The 16883-nt window shown below is 52.0% G+C and carries 20 protein-coding genes; 5 read left to right on the forward strand and 15 right to left on the reverse strand.

Features of this window, described 5'->3' with window-relative positions; genetic code table 11:
* Positions 1-50: 50 nt before the first annotated feature.
* The 7 genes from proW to ACLD3P_RS15775 all read right to left on the reverse strand — a co-directional run bounded on the left by proW (position 51) and on the right by ACLD3P_RS15775 (position 7107).
* Entirely contained in the window at positions 51-1115 is a 1065-nt protein-coding gene (gene proW / locus ACLD3P_RS15745; protein ID WP_000775015.1) for a glycine betaine/L-proline ABC transporter permease ProW, read from the reverse strand.
* Complete coding sequence (gene proV, locus ACLD3P_RS15750) at positions 1108-2310, reverse strand: glycine betaine/L-proline ABC transporter ATP-binding protein ProV (protein ID WP_000985529.1); 1203 nt, start codon at positions 2308-2310, stop codon at positions 1108-1110. Before proV ends, proW begins: the two co-directional genes overlap by 8 nt.
* 354 nt (positions 2311-2664) lie before the next feature.
* Entirely contained in the window at positions 2665-3624 is a 960-nt protein-coding gene (gene nrdF, locus ACLD3P_RS15755) for a class 1b ribonucleoside-diphosphate reductase subunit beta (RefSeq protein ID WP_000777901.1), read from the reverse strand.
* A gap of 10 nt (positions 3625-3634) precedes the next feature.
* On the reverse strand, positions 3635-5752 hold the full coding sequence (nrdE, locus tag ACLD3P_RS15760; protein ID WP_411006304.1) for a class 1b ribonucleoside-diphosphate reductase subunit alpha: 2118 nt from the start codon (positions 5750-5752) through the stop codon (positions 3635-3637).
* A complete protein-coding gene (gene nrdI, locus ACLD3P_RS15765) occupies positions 5752-6162 on the reverse strand; it encodes a class Ib ribonucleoside-diphosphate reductase assembly flavoprotein NrdI (protein ID WP_001275402.1) in 411 nt (136 codons plus the stop codon). Before nrdI ends, nrdE begins: the two co-directional genes overlap by 1 nt.
* Positions 6159-6404: a glutaredoxin-like protein NrdH gene (nrdH, locus tag ACLD3P_RS15770; RefSeq protein ID WP_079981835.1), complete on the reverse strand. Its 246-nt coding sequence runs from the start codon at positions 6402-6404 to the stop codon at positions 6159-6161. The genes nrdI and nrdH overlap by 4 nt, the downstream gene beginning before the upstream one ends.
* A 271-nt stretch (positions 6405-6675) precedes the next feature.
* Complete coding sequence (locus ACLD3P_RS15775) at positions 6676-7107, reverse strand: carboxymuconolactone decarboxylase family protein (protein WP_000209809.1); 432 nt, start codon at positions 7105-7107, stop codon at positions 6676-6678.
* Between the two features lie 88 nt (positions 7108-7195).
* Here ACLD3P_RS15775 and ACLD3P_RS15780 point away from each other — a divergent pair, with 88 nt between their 5' ends.
* Positions 7196-8530, forward strand: a complete 1335-nt coding sequence (locus ACLD3P_RS15780) for a PLP-dependent aminotransferase family protein (RefSeq protein WP_411006297.1) — start codon at positions 7196-7198, stop codon at positions 8528-8530.
* An 83-nt stretch (positions 8531-8613) separates the two neighbouring features.
* On the opposite strand, the gene ACLD3P_RS15785 is transcribed toward ACLD3P_RS15780, so the two are convergent.
* Positions 8614-8940: a DUF883 domain-containing protein gene (locus tag ACLD3P_RS15785; RefSeq protein WP_001650455.1), complete on the reverse strand. Its 327-nt coding sequence runs from the start codon at positions 8938-8940 to the stop codon at positions 8614-8616.
* Positions 8941-9101: 161 nt separating this feature from the next.
* Between ACLD3P_RS15785 and ACLD3P_RS15790 the strand changes: the two genes are divergently transcribed.
* On the forward strand, positions 9102-9452 hold the full coding sequence (locus ACLD3P_RS15790; protein WP_000281304.1) for a DUF2002 family protein: 351 nt from the start codon (positions 9102-9104) through the stop codon (positions 9450-9452).
* A 34-nt stretch (positions 9453-9486) separates the two neighbouring features.
* On the opposite strand, the gene alaE is transcribed toward ACLD3P_RS15790, so the two are convergent.
* Positions 9487-9936: an L-alanine exporter AlaE gene (gene alaE, locus ACLD3P_RS15795; RefSeq protein ID WP_000492669.1), complete on the reverse strand. Its 450-nt coding sequence runs from the start codon at positions 9934-9936 to the stop codon at positions 9487-9489.
* Positions 9937-10834: 898 nt separating this feature from the next.
* On the opposite strand from alaE, the gene stpA reads away from it, so the two are divergent.
* A complete protein-coding gene (gene stpA / locus ACLD3P_RS15800) occupies positions 10835-11236 on the forward strand; it encodes a DNA-binding protein StpA (RefSeq protein WP_001051100.1) in 402 nt (133 codons plus the stop codon).
* Positions 11237-11325: 89 nt separating this feature from the next.
* On the opposite strand, the gene ACLD3P_RS15805 is transcribed toward stpA, so the two are convergent.
* From ACLD3P_RS15805 to ACLD3P_RS15815, 3 genes are all read right to left on the reverse strand, one after another.
* The gene (locus ACLD3P_RS15805; protein WP_411006298.1) at positions 11326-11505 is read right to left on the reverse strand and encodes a hypothetical protein; all 180 of its coding nucleotides are present in this window, start codon (positions 11503-11505) and stop codon (positions 11326-11328) included.
* A 78-nt stretch (positions 11506-11583) separates the two neighbouring features.
* A complete protein-coding gene (locus tag ACLD3P_RS15810) occupies positions 11584-12111 on the reverse strand; it encodes a rhodanese family protein (RefSeq protein WP_057394620.1) in 528 nt (175 codons plus the stop codon).
* 9 nt (positions 12112-12120) lie between these two features.
* Positions 12121-12420, reverse strand: coding sequence for an ArsR/SmtB family transcription factor (locus ACLD3P_RS15815; protein ID WP_001749413.1), 300 nt, complete (start codon positions 12418-12420; stop codon positions 12121-12123).
* A gap of 191 nt (positions 12421-12611) precedes the next feature.
* Between ACLD3P_RS15815 and ACLD3P_RS15820 the strand changes: the two genes are divergently transcribed.
* Positions 12612-12770, forward strand: a complete 159-nt coding sequence (locus ACLD3P_RS15820; RefSeq protein ID WP_000508175.1) for a YqaE/Pmp3 family membrane protein — start codon at positions 12612-12614, stop codon at positions 12768-12770.
* 99 nt (positions 12771-12869) lie between these two features.
* The gene (gene lysM / locus ACLD3P_RS15825) at positions 12870-13319 is read left to right on the forward strand and encodes a peptidoglycan-binding protein LysM (RefSeq protein ID WP_000522406.1); all 450 of its coding nucleotides are present in this window, start codon (positions 12870-12872) and stop codon (positions 13317-13319) included.
* 21 nt (positions 13320-13340) lie between these two features.
* Here the strand turns inward: lysM and csiR are convergent, their stop codons facing one another.
* From csiR to gabT, 3 genes are all read right to left on the reverse strand, one after another.
* Entirely contained in the window at positions 13341-14018 is a 678-nt protein-coding gene (gene csiR / locus ACLD3P_RS15830) for a DNA-binding transcriptional regulator CsiR (protein WP_411006299.1), read from the reverse strand.
* A gap of 41 nt (positions 14019-14059) precedes the next feature.
* On the reverse strand, positions 14060-15460 hold the full coding sequence (gene gabP, locus ACLD3P_RS15835) for a GABA permease (protein ID WP_000531288.1): 1401 nt from the start codon (positions 15458-15460) through the stop codon (positions 14060-14062).
* Between the two features lie 129 nt (positions 15461-15589).
* Positions 15590-16873, reverse strand: coding sequence for a 4-aminobutyrate--2-oxoglutarate transaminase (gene gabT, locus ACLD3P_RS15840; protein WP_001095563.1), 1284 nt, complete (start codon positions 16871-16873; stop codon positions 15590-15592).
* Positions 16874-16883 lie beyond the last annotated feature (10 nt).

Raw genomic sequence — 16883 nt, forward strand, 5'->3', positions numbered from 1 at the left:
GTAGGGAGTTGTAAGCCCGGTAAGCGCAATGTCACCGGGCGTCAGGAGAGTTACTTAACGAAAGGGCGGGTGATTAGCCCAACAGGACCGGTGGTATACCAGCGACGGTTACCGCGGCTACGCGAGTCGCGCCCGACGGCCTGCGTCAGACGGTCCAGAATGATGGCGAGAATCACAATGCCGACGCCGCCGACGGTTGCCAGCCCCATATCAAGACGACCAATGCCGCGTAGTACCATCTGGCCAAGCCCGCCGACCGCAATCATCGAGGCGATGACGACCATCGAGAGAGCCAGCATCAGCGTCTGATTAACGCCTGCCATAATGGTGGGCATCGCCAGCGGTAGCTGCACTTTGAACAACATTTGGCGCGGGCTGGCGCCGAACGAGCGCGACGCTTCAATTAAGTCGGCAGGCACCTGGTTAATGCCCAGGATCGTCAGGCGTATAATCGGCGGTAGAGCAAAAATAATCGTCACCACCACGCCCGGCACGTTACCGATGCCGAATAACATGACAATCGGCACCAGATAGACAAACGCGGGCGTGGTCTGCATCGCATCCAGCAGCGGACGAACTATTTTGGCCGCGCGCGGGCTGCGCGCCAGCCAGATTCCCATCGGTAATCCGATCACGACGCAGAACAACAGGGCGGTCAGCACCAGCGCCAGGGTAATCATCGCCTGCGACCAGGCGCCGATCGCGCCGATGGCGATCAGCGATATCAGCGCCGCGATCCCCATGCCCACACCGGAAACCTGCCAGGCAATCAGCGCAAAGAGAATAATCGCCACAGGGGCGGGCATTCCCAGCAGCAGTTGCTGAAAGCCGTTAAGGATGTAATCCACCGGCACACGAATCCCCTGAAAAAGGGGACGGAAATGGGTGACGACCCAGTCGATTCCCTCTGTGACCCAGCTATCCAGCGGGATAAGCGTCTTATGGAACGGGTCCAGAAGAGAAAAGTGTTCAGGGGCTGGCGCGGGCGCGCTGTTCAACCAGTCGGTACTGCCGCCGTCCGTGGCTACGCCTGCCGGTGTTCCCCAGGCATCAGCCGTTTGCGTCGTAGTATCGGCCACCTGTGCGGTATCCCACGGATTCGTTTGATCAGCCATTGTTACCCCCCTCGCGATCTAAAGCCTGTAGCAACATACGTTTTGAAATAATGCCAACATACTGGTGTTCTTCATCGACAACCGGCACCGCGCAGGGCGCCTGGCCGACGTGAGAGAGCAACTCGCTGAGTGGGGTTTGCGCATCAACGACTAAAGGGTCGTCGATAAGCGCCGCTTCAATCCCTTGCGCCTGGCTTAATGCCGCTTTTAATGAGTCGATGGACACGACGCCCACGAATTTATTGCCACGCTCAATGACGTAACCATATTCACGGTCTTCGTCCTGTAATAATTTCAGTGCCGAACGGGGACCGAAACCTGGCGTTTTACGAATTAAGCCGACCGGACTGCGACGGGCAATATCTTTGGCGCTAAAGACCTGACTAATATCCACGCCACGGAAGAACGTGCGGACATAATCATTTGCCGGATTATTCAGGATCTCATCCGGCGTACCAACCTGTACGACCTCGCCATTTTGCATAATGGCAATCCTGTCGCCAATACGCATAGCCTCATCAAGATCGTGGGAAATAAAGACAATGGTGCGCTGATGTTTCGCCTGTAATTTCACCAGCTCATCCTGCATTTCGGTACGAATTAATGGATCGAGGGCGGAAAACGCTTCATCCATTAATAAGATATCAGGGTTGATTGCCAGCGCGCGGGCAAGCCCAACACGCTGACGCATCCCACCGGAAAGTTCATCCGGATAGGCGTGAGCGTAATTCTCAAGCCCCACCTGACGCAAGGCGTCCAGCGCTTTTTCTCGACGCTCTTGCGCCGCGATGCCCGCTAATTCCATACCGAATGCCGTATTATCCAGCACGGTCATATGTGGCATGAGCGCAAATGACTGGAAGACCATCGCAATCTTTTTCCTGCGCACCTCGCGAAGCTCAGCGTCTGATATTTTGGCAATATCAACACCGTCAATCAGTACCTGCCCGCGGGTGGGTTCAATCAGGCGATTGAGAAGGCGTACCATTGTGGATTTACCCGAGCCGGATAATCCCATGATGACAAATATCTCGCCTTCTTCAATGGCCAGACTGGCGTCTTTAACGCCAAGCGATAGCCCCGTTTTTTCCAGTATTTGCTCTTTCGATAGTCCCTTTTCAATATATTTGAAGGCACGCTGTGGATGCTCTCCAAATATTTTATACAGATTCTTCACTTCTAATTTAATTGCCATGCAATAGAATGATTCCTGTTATTTACTTATGTCGATATGTTACCTGATAGAAATAGTTACCTTTTTCTACCCTAACATACTCAGAATCTGAGACAACCCTGAATTTGCTTCTGGCATGAATATTGCGAGGTGCTATCGGCTGTGATTTCCCATGATATAAGGGCTGAACGCGAATGGGGAGGGAGAGATATTTTTTGAGACAACCAGCAAAAATCCACCTGAATTGGTGGAATCCAGGTGAATAATCTCACTCGTATTGAGTGTAGGACATGTTGTAATATTTGCGCGATTTAACCCGGTATTGCCTGAAATAAAGGCATGGAAAATGTAACGTTATTTCCCATGCCCGCAAGGTTAAAAATTCCAGTCTTCGTCTTCGGTTTCGACTGTTTTCCCCATCACATAAGATGAACCTGATCCGGAAAAGAAATCATGATTTTCGTCGGCATTCGGCGAGAGCGCGGCAAGGATTGCGGGATTCACGTCTGCCATCTCCGGCGGAAATAACGCCTCATAACCCAGGTTCATTAAGGCTTTATTGGCGTTGTAGCACAAGAAGGCTTTGACGTCGTTAACCCAGCCGGTTTCCGCATATAACGCTTCTGTGTAGCAGATTTCGTTGTCGTACAGTTCCATCAACAAATCCAGCGCGAAAAGCTTTAACTCTTCACGCTCGATTGCCGATAGTTTTTGTAGCGCTATCTGATACTTATAGCCAATATAATAACCGTGAACCGCTTCATCGCGAATGATTAAACGAATCAGGTCGGCAGTGTTCGTGAGCTTACCGCGGCTGGAGAAATACATCGGCAGCCAGAAGCCGGAATAGAACAGAAAAGACTCTAAAAAGACGCTGGCAATCTTTTTCTTTAGCGGTTCATCGCTGACGTAATGAGCCAAAATAATCTGTGCCTTACGCTGTAGCGGCGGGTTTTCTTCGCTCCAGGCGTAGGCGGCATCAACCTCTTTCGTCTGGCACAGCGTGGAAAAAATAGAACTGTAAGAGCGGGCGTGTACCGCTTCCATAAAGCTGATGTTCGACAGTACTGCCTCTTCATGCGGCGTGATGGCATCTGCCATTAACGACGGCGCGCCTGCGATGTTCTGGATAGTGTCGAGCAGCGTAAGACCCGTAAACACGCGAATGGTGAGCTGCTGTTCGGCGGCGCTTAGCGTCTGCCAGGCCGGAATATCATTCGATAACGGCACTTTTTCCGGCAGCCAGAAGTTACTGGTCAGCCGGTTCCACACCTCCAGATCTTTGTCGTCCTGGATCTTGTTCCAGTTGATGGCGCTAATACGAGATAATTTCATATGGCTTTCCTTATAGCGCGCAGGATACGCAGCCTTCAATTTCAGTACCTTCCAGCGCCAACTGGCGAAGCCGGATGTAATACAGTGACTTAATACCTTTCCGCCAGGCATAGATCTGCGCCTTGTTGATATCGCGGGTCGTGGCGGTATCGGGGAAAAACAGGGTGAGCGACAGTCCTTGATCGACGTGGCGCGTGGCCTCGGCATAGGTATCAATAATTTTTTCCGGACCGATATCGTAAGCATCCTGATACATGTCCAGGTTTTCATTGGTCATAAACGGCGCGGGGTAATACACACGCCCGGTTTTGCCCTCTTTGCGAATCTCAATTTTGGCCACAATCGGATGAATGCTGGAGGTCGCATGATTAATGTAAGAAATCGAACCGGTCGGCGGCACCGCCTGCAAATTTTGGTTATAGATGCCATAGCGCATCACATCGTCGCGCAGCTTTAGCCACATTTCGCGTGTGGGCAGCGTAATGCCGCTGCGGGCAAATAGCGCCCTGACTTTCGCCGTTTTCGGTTGCCAGTCGTCCTGTAAATACTGCGTAAAATAGTCGCCGCTGGCATAGCGCGACTGCGCAAATCCGGCGAAGGTTTTGCCGCGTTCGCGGGCCAGCCGCATTGAAGTATGCACGGCATGCCAGGTAATGGTGTAAAAATAGAAATTGGTGAAATCCAACGCCTCCGGCGAACCGTAGGCAATGCCTTCTCTCGCCAGATAGCCATGCAGATTCATCTGGCCCAGACCGATGGCATGAGAGGCGGCATTACCGGTGGCTATTGAGGGCACGCTGCGTATATGGCTCATGTCAGACACCGCCGTCAGGCCGCGAATAGCGGTTTCTACGGTACGGCCAATGTCCGGTGAATCCATGACGTGAGCGATATTCAGCGAGCCGAGATTGCAGGAGATGTCATGCCCGATGTGGGTATAGTCAAGGTTATCGTCGTAACGGGAGGCGCTATTGACCTGTAAAATTTCCGAGCACAGGTTGCTCATATTAATGCGACCAGCAATGGGATTCGCGCGGTTTACCGTATCTTCAAACATGATGTAGGGATACCCGGATTCGAACTGAATCTCTGCCAGTGTTTGAAAAAAGTCACGGGCGTTAATATAGGTTTTACGCACGTGCGGATCGGCAATTAATTCATCGTACCGTTCGCTAATGGCGATATCGCCAAACGGTTTGCCGTAGCGTCGTTGTACGTCATAGGGCGAAAAGAGCGCCATTTGCGCGTTTTCTTTCGCCAGCCGGAAGGTGATATCCGGGATCACCACGCCGAGAGAGAGCGTTTTGATCCGGATTTTTTCGTCGGCATTTTCCCGTTTGGTATCCAGAAAACGCAGAATATCCGGATGGTGCGCATGGAGATAAACCGCGCCGGCCCCCTGGCGCGCGCCAAGCTGGTTGGCATACGAAAACGCGTCTTCCAGCATTTTCATCACCGGGTTCACGCCGGAAGACTGATTCTCAATGCGTTTGATCGGCGCGCCCGCCTCGCGCAGATTGGAGAGTAAAAACGCGACGCCGCCGCCGCGTTTGGAGAGTTGCAGCGCCGAATTCACCGCCCGCCCGATCGACTCCATATTGTCTTCGATACGGAGCAGGAAGCAGGAGACCAGTTCCCCACGCTGCTGTTTACCGCAATTTAAAAAAGTCGGGGTGGCGGGCTGAAAGCGACCAGAAAGCATTTCATCGGTCAGTTGGGTGGCCAGCGTTTCGTCACCCTGCGCCAGCGTCAACGCCACCATTGTCACCCGATCTTCAAAGTGTTCCAGATAACGTTTGCCGTCGAAGGTTTTCAGCGTGTAACTGGTATAGAACTTCCAGGCGCCAAGAAACGTCTGGAAGCGAAAGCCGCTGGCGTGGGCGTGCTCGAACAGGCGGAGGACGAAGGCGCGGTCGTAACGCGCGAGGACAGCGTCATCGTAATACCCTTCCCGAACCAGCGTTTCCAGACGTTCATGCTGGCTGGCAAACGTCACGGAATGCGGGCGGACGTGGGCGGCAAAGAAGGCGTCGATCGCCTGCTGGTCCTTGTCGAACTGAATATGGCCTGCTTTATCATAAAGATTCAGCATCGCGTTCAGGGCGTGGTAATCCATGGTTTCCTGCATTACGCGCTCCGGGATAGTTGTTGCCAAAATTCATTTACTCCTTTTCGGACGTTATCGATGTCGCGTTGTGTGCCCATGAGCTCAAAGCGGTACAGCCAGGGAACGCCGCATTTTTGTGCTATCACATCGCCAGCGCATCCCCAGGCATCGCCGAAATTGCGGTTACCGGAGGCAATGACGCCGCGAATGCGCGCCCGGTTGTGTTCATCATTTAAAAAGCGGATCACCTGTCGCGGCACCGCACCGGCCATCCCGCCGCCGCCGTATGACGGCACAACCAGAATGTACGGTTCGTCTACCTGAATTCGCTCCCGTTCATTGAGCGGAATACGCGTGGCAGGCAGCCCCAGACGCTGCATAAAACGGTGCGTATTTTCAGAGCTGCTGGAGAAGTAGACGAGCGCGCTCATGCGTTTGCCGCGTGGGGTGTCGGGTGCAGACGGTTAATCATGTCCGGGCGGAAGCCAGACCAGATCAAATCGCCCGCCATCACCACCGGTAATTGACGAAATCCTTGCGCCCGGAGCGTATCCGCTGCATCCGGCACCAGATCGACGTTCACCATCTCAAATTCAAATCCACGGCTTTCCATCGCCCGCTTTGTGGCGTGGCACTGAACACAGTTATTGCGAGTGTAAATAGTAATGCTCATGATTCGTATTTCCATTTAAAATGAGAAAACGGCGCGATGAAACGCGTCGGATTGTCGTGTGTTGATACAGGAAATACTAGATGTAGTTGAATTAAGATTCAACCATACAAGATATGGGAATTTTCGATTGATTTTAACGTCGCTGATGAACGCAGCGGGGTAGGGGCGGCATGGCTAATTTTTGCCGGATGGCGGCGTGAACGCCCGATCCGGCCTGCAGGTTCACGCATAACAGAGTTGGCTGACATCTGCGCCATCCGGCAACAATGCGTCACATTCGCATACCGATCGCCAGACGGTTAAAGCAGTTCATTAAACCGATGGCGAAGGTCAGATCGCTGATTTCACGCGCGCTGAAATGATCGAGCAGCGGCAGGTAAACATTATCTTCGGCGTGGGTTTCAGCAATGTACGTCACCGATTCCGCCCAGGCTAACGCCGCGCACTCTTGCTCGCTGAAATGGTGACTTACCCGCCATCCTGCCAGCGCATCTAATTTAGCTTGATTTACGCCAGCCTTACGCAGCGCTTTACTGTGCATCTCCAGGCAAAATGCACAACCATTTATTTGCGAAACACGCAGGTAAATCAGCTCCATCAGAGTGAGGTCAAGCGTGCTCTTTTCCAGCGCGTTTTTCGCCTGCACCAGAGCGCTGTAAACCTCCGGGCTCAGTTCATAATAGGGTTGGCGTAACGTCGTCATCATGTTTCTCCTCGTGTTGATGACGAGCACTGTAGCACTATAATGGTCTGTAAAAGAGAGCCATATTTTTACAGAAAAAGCAGACCATATGCCGCGCTATCAGCACATCGCTCGTCAGTTAAAAACGGCCATTGAGCAAGGAGAACTCGCGCCAGGAACGCGTTTGCCTTCCAGCCGAACGTGGGCGCAGGAACTGGGCGTTTCTCGCGCCACGGTGGAAAATGCCTATGGCGAGCTGGTGGCGCAGGGCTGGCTGGAGCGACGTGGCCAGGCAGGCACGTTTGTGAGCAACGCTCTACGGTTTGAGACGGCGCCGCCGATACCCGCTGTTTTTGCCGGAGAAAGTCCGGAACCGAAACCCTTTCAGATGGGGTTACCGGCGCTGGATCTCTTTCCACGCGAGAAGTGGGCGCGAGTAATGGGGCGTCGGTTGCGCACGCAGACGCGCTTCGATCTGGCATTAGGCGACGTCTGCGGCGAGGCGATTTTGCGCCAGGCGATAGTCGATTACCTGCGGGTTTCGCGTAGCATTGAATGTCTGCCGGAACAGGTATTTATTACCTCCGGTTATGCGGATTCTATGCGGCTAATCCTGCGTACATTGTCTGTGCCGGGAGACAGCATGTGGGTGGAAGATCCCGGCTTTCCGTTAATTCGCCCGGTGATAACGCAGGAGGGGATTACGCTGGCGCCGATTCCGGTCGATGCCGATGGGCTGAATGTCGCGGCGGGGATGCGGGATTGCCCGCAGGGGCGCTTTGCATTGGTGACGCCCGCCCACCAAAGTCCGTTGGGGGTGGCGCTGTCGTTAACTCGCCGACGGCAACTTCTGGCATGGGCGGCGAATGTGCAGGCCTGGATTATTGAAGATGACTACGACAGCGAATTTCGTTATCACGGTAAACCGCTTCCGCCGCTCAAGAGTCTGGATGCCCCGCAGCGAGTGATTTACGCCGGAACGTTCAGTAAGTCGCTCTTTCCGGCATTACGTACCGCCTGGCTGGTGGTGCCGATAAAGCAGATTGAGCATTTCCGCCAGCAGGCGTCGCTGATGCCCTGTAGCGTACCGTTGTTATGGCAGCACACGCTGGTTGATTTTATCCGTGATGGCCATTTCTGGCGGCATCTGAAAAAGATGCGTCAACATTATGCTCAGCGACGGTTATGGATTGAAGAGGCGCTGGCAGAACAGGGATTTGTCGTGACATTACAGAAAGGCGGTATTCAATTAGTCATTGAGGTTGAAGGCGATGATAAAGCGCAGGTAGCGAAAGCGAATCAGGCCGGACTGGCGGTACAGGCGCTAAGCCGTTGGCGAGTGGTTTCGTCAGGAAAGGGGGGCATTTTACTGTCGTTTGCCAATATTACTTCCGCTGGCATGGCGAAACAGGTCGCATGGCAGCTTCGACAGGCGATACAGTAACCGTTTCGCCGAATGGCGCGACCTGGGCCTGCGGCAATGATGCAGGCCCAATAAAGTATGTCGCCATCCGGCAGGGCACGTCGTTAGCGACGCAGGCTAAGCAGCGCCCCGATAAAAATCCCCACCGCTGCGGCGGTTCCTACGCTACACCAGGGTTTTTCACGCACAAACGTATCCGCGCACCCCATCGCATCACAGGCGGCTTGTTTTACGCGAGTACGTCCATGCATCCGCGCCCGGGTCTCTTTCAACAACGCCTGTGCTTTACGTCGCGCAGCCTCGGCTTCGTCTTTCGCATCGCTTCCCCAGGATTTAAGGACATCTTCCAGACTGTCGGCTAATCGATTGACATCATTCTGAATATCCTGAACACCATCATCGACGTCGTTTCGGTTCGGTTTGTTAAGCATATGATCCTCCATTGATTTCGATGTAGCTTTCAGTGTAGTTCATATTTTTACCTGCTGAGGCTTGTTACGGCGATATCATGCGTTTCTGGACTTTTCTGAAAGCGTTGATAACGCGCTATCGGGTAAGGTAAGCCCGCAGTAAAAGAGAATGAGGATAAAATATGTATTTACGACCTGACGAGGTGGCGCGGGTACTGGAAAAGGCAGGGTTTACCGTCGATGTGGTGACGAATAAGACGTATGGTTATCGACGCGGCGAGAATTATGTTTATGTTAACCGCGAGGCGCGTATGGGGCGTACCGCGCTGATCATTCACCCCAGATTAAAAGACCGTAGCTCATCACTGGCTGACCCGGCTTCGGATATTAAAACCTGCGATCATTACCAAAATTTTCCGCTCTATTTAGGCGGCGAGACCCACGAACATTACGGTATTCCCCACGGCTTTAGCTCCCGAATAGCGTTAGAACGTTATCTGAACGGGCTTTTTGGCGACGAAAAAAGCGACTAAAAGCGCGACTGGCAATGCCAGTCGCGACGTTAACTTATGCCTTAGCCTGATGATAGCTGCTCACTTTAAACAGGCGACGACAATAATCCAGGAAGTAGCCATAAACCGCGCCCATTAACATTGAAACAACAATGTTTGAACTCACGGCGGCCACTATCTGATGCCAGCCGGCGCCGACGGTCAGCAAGATGATAATATAAACGGGTGACTGAAAGGTGACATAAGCCAATACATCCGCCAGGTTTTTGGCCCATCCCGCCGGGCTTGCCTTACGCGCGACGCGCATAATCAGATCGCGGTAAACGCCGTATGGCCATGCAATCAAAATGTTGACAGGTATCGCCACCAGCCTGGAAGAAAGCGACTGCTCAAAGCTCATTCCGGAGAGGAATATCTCGATCAACATGTTCACAACAGAACAGTAAACAACCATCGCGAACGTGTCTGCTACGGCATGACGCAAGCGTGACTGTGGAGAGAACATGTTAATGCTCCTTGTAGCGTATCGATCAGAATGAGGTGATGGTTGGTAGTGAAATCATAAAGCACTTTTGTATTTGCATAGAGTATATCCCTATATAATAACTATCAACTAGTGTAATATTTTTATTTATTGGCTTTTTGTCGATAAAATACTCTGTTATTGTTTGTTTTTTGCTCGCGGCGAGATTTTCGTTGTTGTTAGTTATTAATTACTTTTAAATCAATGCATTATAATGCATTGTTTTTCTGGCGATTTTCAGCCACATTCCAAATGTTGTCAGATGCGATGTATTCTCGGCTAACGGCACGCGCTCTACTTTTCTCAGCATAATTATAGATATTGCAGGCTGATTTTTAGCATAAAGCTCTGATGATGATTTTTGAATGGTTAATCTCTTATTGTGCTGAAATATTCACTTCTGTATAAGGTCAGCCACCGTGAGGGTCACCGTGGTTACTGAGATACGCAATACGCTATATACGCTATGGATTTCGAGTTGCTTAAAGGCGGCAAGGGAGTGAGTCCCCAGGAGTATAGATAACGATGTGACTGTGGGGAGCGACAAATCTGCCGGGAGCAGATTTGAACGTCGCGTGCGACGGCCCGTCAGGGCGAGGCCCATGGATGGGCCGAGTAGTCCGTAGCCAACACATAAGCAACTTGAAGAATGAAGGGTATAAACAGCCGAACGGGAAACCTACAGATATACGTAGGCAGAATAACCTGAAACACACAGGGGGTAATGAATATAACCTTCTGGTTAACAGATTAATATAATTAATCGAGTTATACTGAGTATATCTGTATGAACTTTAGGATCTGGAAATATAATCAATAATCGCATACAATACCGCCTGTAATAGTTTTTTGTTTTCTGCGTTAAAAGGTTTTTATTGATATGAATTTGATGTTACAGAACTTAAATAATATCCGCACGCTGCGCGCTATGGCTCGCGAATTCTCCATTGACGTTCTTGAAGAAATGCTCGAAAAATTCAGGGTTGTCACTAAAGAAAGACGCGAAGAAGAAGAATTGCAGCAACGCCAGCTTGCCGAGAAGCAGGAGAAAATTAATGCCTTTCTGGAGCTGATGAAAGCAGACGGTATTAACCCGGAAGAGTTATTTGCCATGGATTCAGCAATGCCGCGTTCTGCTAAAAAGCGCCAGCCGCGTCCGGCAAAATATCGTTTTACTGATTTCAATGGCGAAGAAAAAACCTGGACCGGACAAGGTCGTACGCCTAAACCGATTGCCCAGGCGCTGGCGGCGGGGAAATCTTTGGATGATTTCTTAATCTAATCACGGATAACCTTTAACAGATGGCGCTGCGTTTCCTGTCTCTATTAACCGGGACTCAGGGAACGTTGCGCCATGCTCATTCTGATAAATCAGCACACGCCAAAATCGCCCTCTTCGCCATAGGGGGTGACATCTGCTGCTTTGAGGATCAATTTTTCGCCCTGCTCATTGCTGGCCTGTACCGCGACAATATGATCCTCGTTGACTTCAATCACTTTCAGTTTCGGCCCACCCATTCGGGGCTGTACAAAATCGCCTGGTGTGAACATCACGCCCTCCTGTTGAACAATGCTATAAACCCGCCTTCAGTCTACTACACACCTACCGACGCGCGGTGAAGGTACCGCTTAATGAGTACGGGTATTCCAGGGCATTTTTTCCAATAGTCGCGCCATTCCGCAGAAGCCGGTCATGCCTGCCAGCATTAACCCGGCCCCGACAAAACCGCTAATGAGGAAAAAGCCGCCGTGGATCGTATAGCCCAGAATCACCCCAAGCAACGTCAACCCGCCGGCGGCGATTTGCACCTGACGCATCAGTGGCAACGGTTGCGATTTGTCTTCTGTGACGGGCAATCCTGCCGCTTTCCATCCGTCGATGCCGCCTTCCAGTAGACTGACCTGAGCAGGGGCGGCAATGGCCTGTAGTTTTGCTGCATTGCTGCTGGTTCGTTTACCTGACTGACAGTGAAAAATAATCTGTTCCGCTCGCAGGTTGGCGGGCAAATCGCCCTGTTCAAGCCGGGAGAGCGGCGCCAGTTGCGCATGTGGAATATGCTCGCGCAGATATTCATCGGCGTCGCGCACATCAATCAGTTTCGCGCCTTGCGCTATCAGCGCTTGCGCCTCACGGGGGGAAACTATCCCAATGGACATCGTGCCTCCTTATGGACAATAGAGATTCTTTAACGTGGCGATAATCGTATTAACCGCCTCATTTTTAATGAAATAGTGAATGCGCTGGGCATCGCGTTGACTATCAATCAGTCCTTCTTCCCGCATCCGCGCCAGATGTTGCGACGTCGCGGAGGGGCTTAGCCCGGTAATGCGCGCCAGTTCGCCTGCGCTGGTTTTTGGCGAACCGCAAAGCATACATAAAATCAGTAATCTTTTTGGGTGGCTCATCGCTTTGAGCAGGGCCGCCGCCTGTTCTGCGCTGGACTGAAGTTGTTCAAGCTCTGTCATAGTTATTTAAGCATTTTCTAAATTTAGTTAATTCTAAAATAAACGTCAACCTAATGCCAGCGTAAAGAGCGTAAAGAGCGTAAAGGAGGGTAAAAGCGCGGTGCGTGACTGGCAGGCTCAGGTAAACTGACTATGCTTAGAGATAAAATCTCTTTTTAAACAATGACTAATTTTGCTTGTATGGAGTGTATATGGGTTTCTGGAGAATTGTATTTACGATTATTTTGCCTCCGCTCGGCGTACTTTTAGGAAAAGGGTTCGGTTGGGCATTTATCCTTAATATCCTGCTGACATTACTCGGATATATTCCGGGGCTTATCCACGCATTTTGGGTTCAGATGCGTCATTAATTACCGGCCACCGGCGGCGCATAAGCGCCGCCTATCAGGATAACCTCATTCCCTCTGCTACACTTTTCTTTGTGTGTATTTTTGACAAGCGAGGTGAATATGGGACTTTTCAATTTTGTAAAAGATGCAGGTGAAAAACTCTGGGACGCGGTAACCGCTAATCATGATAAGGACGATCAGGCGAAAAAAGTCCAGGAACATTTAAATAAAACGGGAATACCCGACGCTGACAAAGTGAATGTGCAAATTGCGGATGGAAAAGCGACAGTGACGGGTGATGGGCTGAGTCAGGAGGCAAAAGAAAAAATTCTGGTTGCCGTGGGGAATATCGCCGGGATTAGCAGCGTTGACGATCAGGTTAAAACCACGACGCCAGCGGCTGAAAGTCAGTTTTATACCGTAAAATCAGGCGACACCCTGAGCGCTATTTCAAAGCAAGTGTATGGTAACGCCAATCTGTATAATAAAATCTTCGAGGCAAATAAACCGATGCTGAAAAGCCCGGAAAAAATATATCCGGGACAAGTGTTGCGTATTCCTGAAGAATAATGGCTATCAGGCCGCGCCAGGCTACATTTTTCCTGCCATCGCCTGGCGAATAATGGGAATCGGCGTCAGCAAATGCTGACGCATTAATTCGCTGGAGCGTGCCGCCTCGCGCGCCAGTATCGCTTCGGTTAGCGTGTGATGCTGAATATGTTTATCTTCCAGCATCTCGACGGACAGAACGGTTTCACGTAACCAAATAAAGCGGTAGCGGGCCGCCAGGTCAAATAAGCGTTCACGCATCTGTAGCAGATAGTGGGAGCCGCACCCGGCGACAATGGCGGAATGGAACGCCTGGTGGCGCTGGTCCCATTCATCGAGCATATGTTCACTGGCATCGCTGGCTTCCAGTTTACTGAGCATATGCGCTCGCGCCAGGATCTCCGCCTCCCACGCATCATCGCCGCGTTCAATCGCCAGGCGTACCAGCATCGCTTCCATATTGGCGCGCGCGTCAAAAATATCGAGGAGTTCCGCCTCTGACATGGATGCCACGCGATAGCCTTTTTGATTCACCACGGTGACCAGCCGTTCCGCCACCAGTTGCGACAGCGCCTCACGCAGCGGCCCTACGCCGAGCGCATAGCGGGCGGTTAATAAACTCATCCGCAGTTTCTCATCCGGCTGATAAGTGCCGCGAATAATGTCATTTTTAAGCCAGCGATAGCCATCTATGGCCGTCGGTTGGGAAAGGGCGGTCATCTTTTACTCCTGAGAAGCTTCCCGGCTGACGCCGGGAATAACTAACGTAGGTTTTGCAGGGGGGCTTTTTGCCACCTTATCAGTTTTTTCCAGCGAGACATAATGGGGACAGTACCTATTATGCCCAGCCCTAACAGCCCCGTCGAAATGACTTCTAATTGCTGTGCCGGTCGAAATAGCATCACCACCAGAACAAAGCAGATAAAGCCGATAACCAGCCAGGTGAGCCACGGATAAAGCCACATTTTCAACTTAATTTCTCCGCCCTGCGCCAGCAGAATTTTACGCATCCGCAATTGCGAAATCGCAATCACCAGATAGACCAGCAGCGCGATGGCGCCGGAACTGTCGATAAGAAATTTAAACACTTTTGCCGGGGCGTAATAATTGACGACAACGGTTAAAAACGCCGCGCCGGTAGAGAGGAGAACCGCCACCCAGGGCGTTTTGCTACGGTTAGTTTTTCCCATTATCGCAGGCGCATCGCCGCGGCGGCTAAGGGAATAGAGCATCCGGGAGGCGGTATATAATGCGGAGTTCAGACAACTGGTCACCGACAACAAAATCACGCAGTCCATAATGAATTTTGCGTGCGGAATATGAAGCAGCTCCAGTACCGAACGGTACGAACCTACGCTTTTCAGACCCGGCATATTCCACGGGATCAGCGCCACCACCACAAAAATGGAACACAGGTAAAAGATGGAAATTCGCCAGATAACAGAATTGGTGGCGCGTACGATATGTTTATCCGGCGTATCGGATTCCGCGGCAGCAATAGTGACGATTTCCGCGCCCATAAAAGAGAACATGGTGATCAACATGGCGCTTAACACCGCGCCGAAGCCGTTAGGCATAAAACCGCCGTGATCCCATAGCCGGGAGATACCGCTTACCTCGGCATACGGATAAAAACCGCTAATCGCCGTCGCGCCCAGCGCGATAAACGCCAGAATGGCAATTACTTTACATAGCGCCAGCCAGAATTCGAATTCGCCGTAATTTTTGACGCTCAATAAATTGCTTCCGGTTAAGGCAAGCGTAATCACTAATGAAAATAGCCACACCGGAATACCCGGTATCCATGAATTCAGAATAATGGCGGCAATATTGGCCTCCAGCGGAATAACCAGCACCCAAAACCACCAGTATAACCAGCCGATGGTATACCCGGCCCAGGGGCCGATCGCTTTATCCGCATAGGTGGAAAAAGAACCGGTATCCGGCGTGGCGACGGCCATTTCAGCCAGCATTCGCATAATCATGACGACTAAAAGTCCTGCGAACAGATAGGCCAGCAGTACCGCAGGGCCGGCCTCCGCAATCGCCACGCTGGAACCGACAAACAGGCTGGCGCCGATGACGCCGGCGATCGATAACATGGTGACGTGGCGTGATTTCAGCCCGCCCCCTAATGCATGTGATTCTGACAATTGCCCCATCCTAAAACCTCTTTATTGTTATTGCGCTCGTTTACCGGATGGCGCCTGGCTTAATTCGGCCTACAATCGAAACGGTTTTGTAGGCCGGATAAGACAGTTACGTCGCCATCCGACGCTGCTTATTGGACATTACGCTTGTTTCGCCTCATCAAAGCACTGGGCGATAATCTCCAGGCCTTGCCGAATCTGCGAGGCCTCAATAGTGAGTGGAACGAGGATGCGCAAGATGTTGTAGTAAGGACCGCAGGAGAGCAGAATTAACCCTTTCTCGCGGGCGCGGGCCACAATGTCGGCGGTCAGAGCCGCGTTCGGTTTGCCGGGGTCGCCATTTTCGAACAACTCAATGGCGATCATGGCGCCCAGTCCGCGCACGTCGCCAATCTCACGGTGCGTTTCCGCTATCTCCATCAGGCCATCGCGCAGCGTTTTGCCAAGCGTATTTGCCTTTTGCAGTAGATTTTCCTGCTCGAAAATGTCCAGTACCGCCAGCGCGGCGGCGCAGGCAATCGGGTTTCCGGCATAGGTGCCGCCCAGACCGCCCGGCGCGATAGCGTCCATCACGTCTGCCCGGCCGGTAACGCCTGCCAGCGGAAAGCCGCCGGCGATCGATTTCGCAAACGTGGTAATATCTGCCGCAACGCCCATCTGTTCCATGGCGAACAGCGTACCGGTCCGGCCCGCGCCGCTTTGCACTTCGTCGGCAATCAACATAATGCTGTGTTGGTCGCATAGCGCGCGCAGTCGCTGCATAAACGCGGGAGAGGCGGCGTAAAATCCGCCTTCGCCCTGTACCGGCTCAATAATAATGGCGGCGATATCTTCCGGCGCGGCATCATTTTTAAAGATGCGCTCAATGCTGGCGATCGCATCGTCGTCGCTGATGTTGTGTAGCGGGCAAGGATAAAGCGCGCGGTAGACATGGCCTGGCATCAATCCCATACCAGCAGAGTACGGGTGTACTTTCCCGGTCAGAGAGAGCGTGTAGTGGGTACGACCGTGGTAAGCGCCGCTAAACGCGATAGCGCCGCTGCGTTTTGTCGCCGCGCGGGCGATTTTCACGGCGTTTTCAACCGCTTCTGAACCAGTCGTGACCAGCAACGTTTTTTTGGCGAAATCGCCCGGTACCTTCTGGTTCATGCGTTCGCACAACGCCAGGTACGGTTCATAGGCCAGCACCTGAAAACAGGTATGCGACAATTTCTTCAACTGCGCTTCGACCGCTGAAACAATGCCCGGATGTAAATGACCTGTGTTCAGGACGGCAATGCCGCCTGCGAAATCGAGATACTCACGGCCTTCGACATCCCAGACCCGACAATTTTCCGCCCGCTCGGCGAAAATCGGGTGAATCTGCCCCACGCCGCGAGGAACGGCGTTATGACGGCGCTGCATTAAAGCGTTATTGGTATTCATTAGCGACTCT

The organism is Salmonella sp. 741265073_HBA (assembly GCF_046569105.1).
Lineage (GTDB): Bacteria > Pseudomonadota > Gammaproteobacteria > Enterobacterales > Enterobacteriaceae > Salmonella > Salmonella enterica.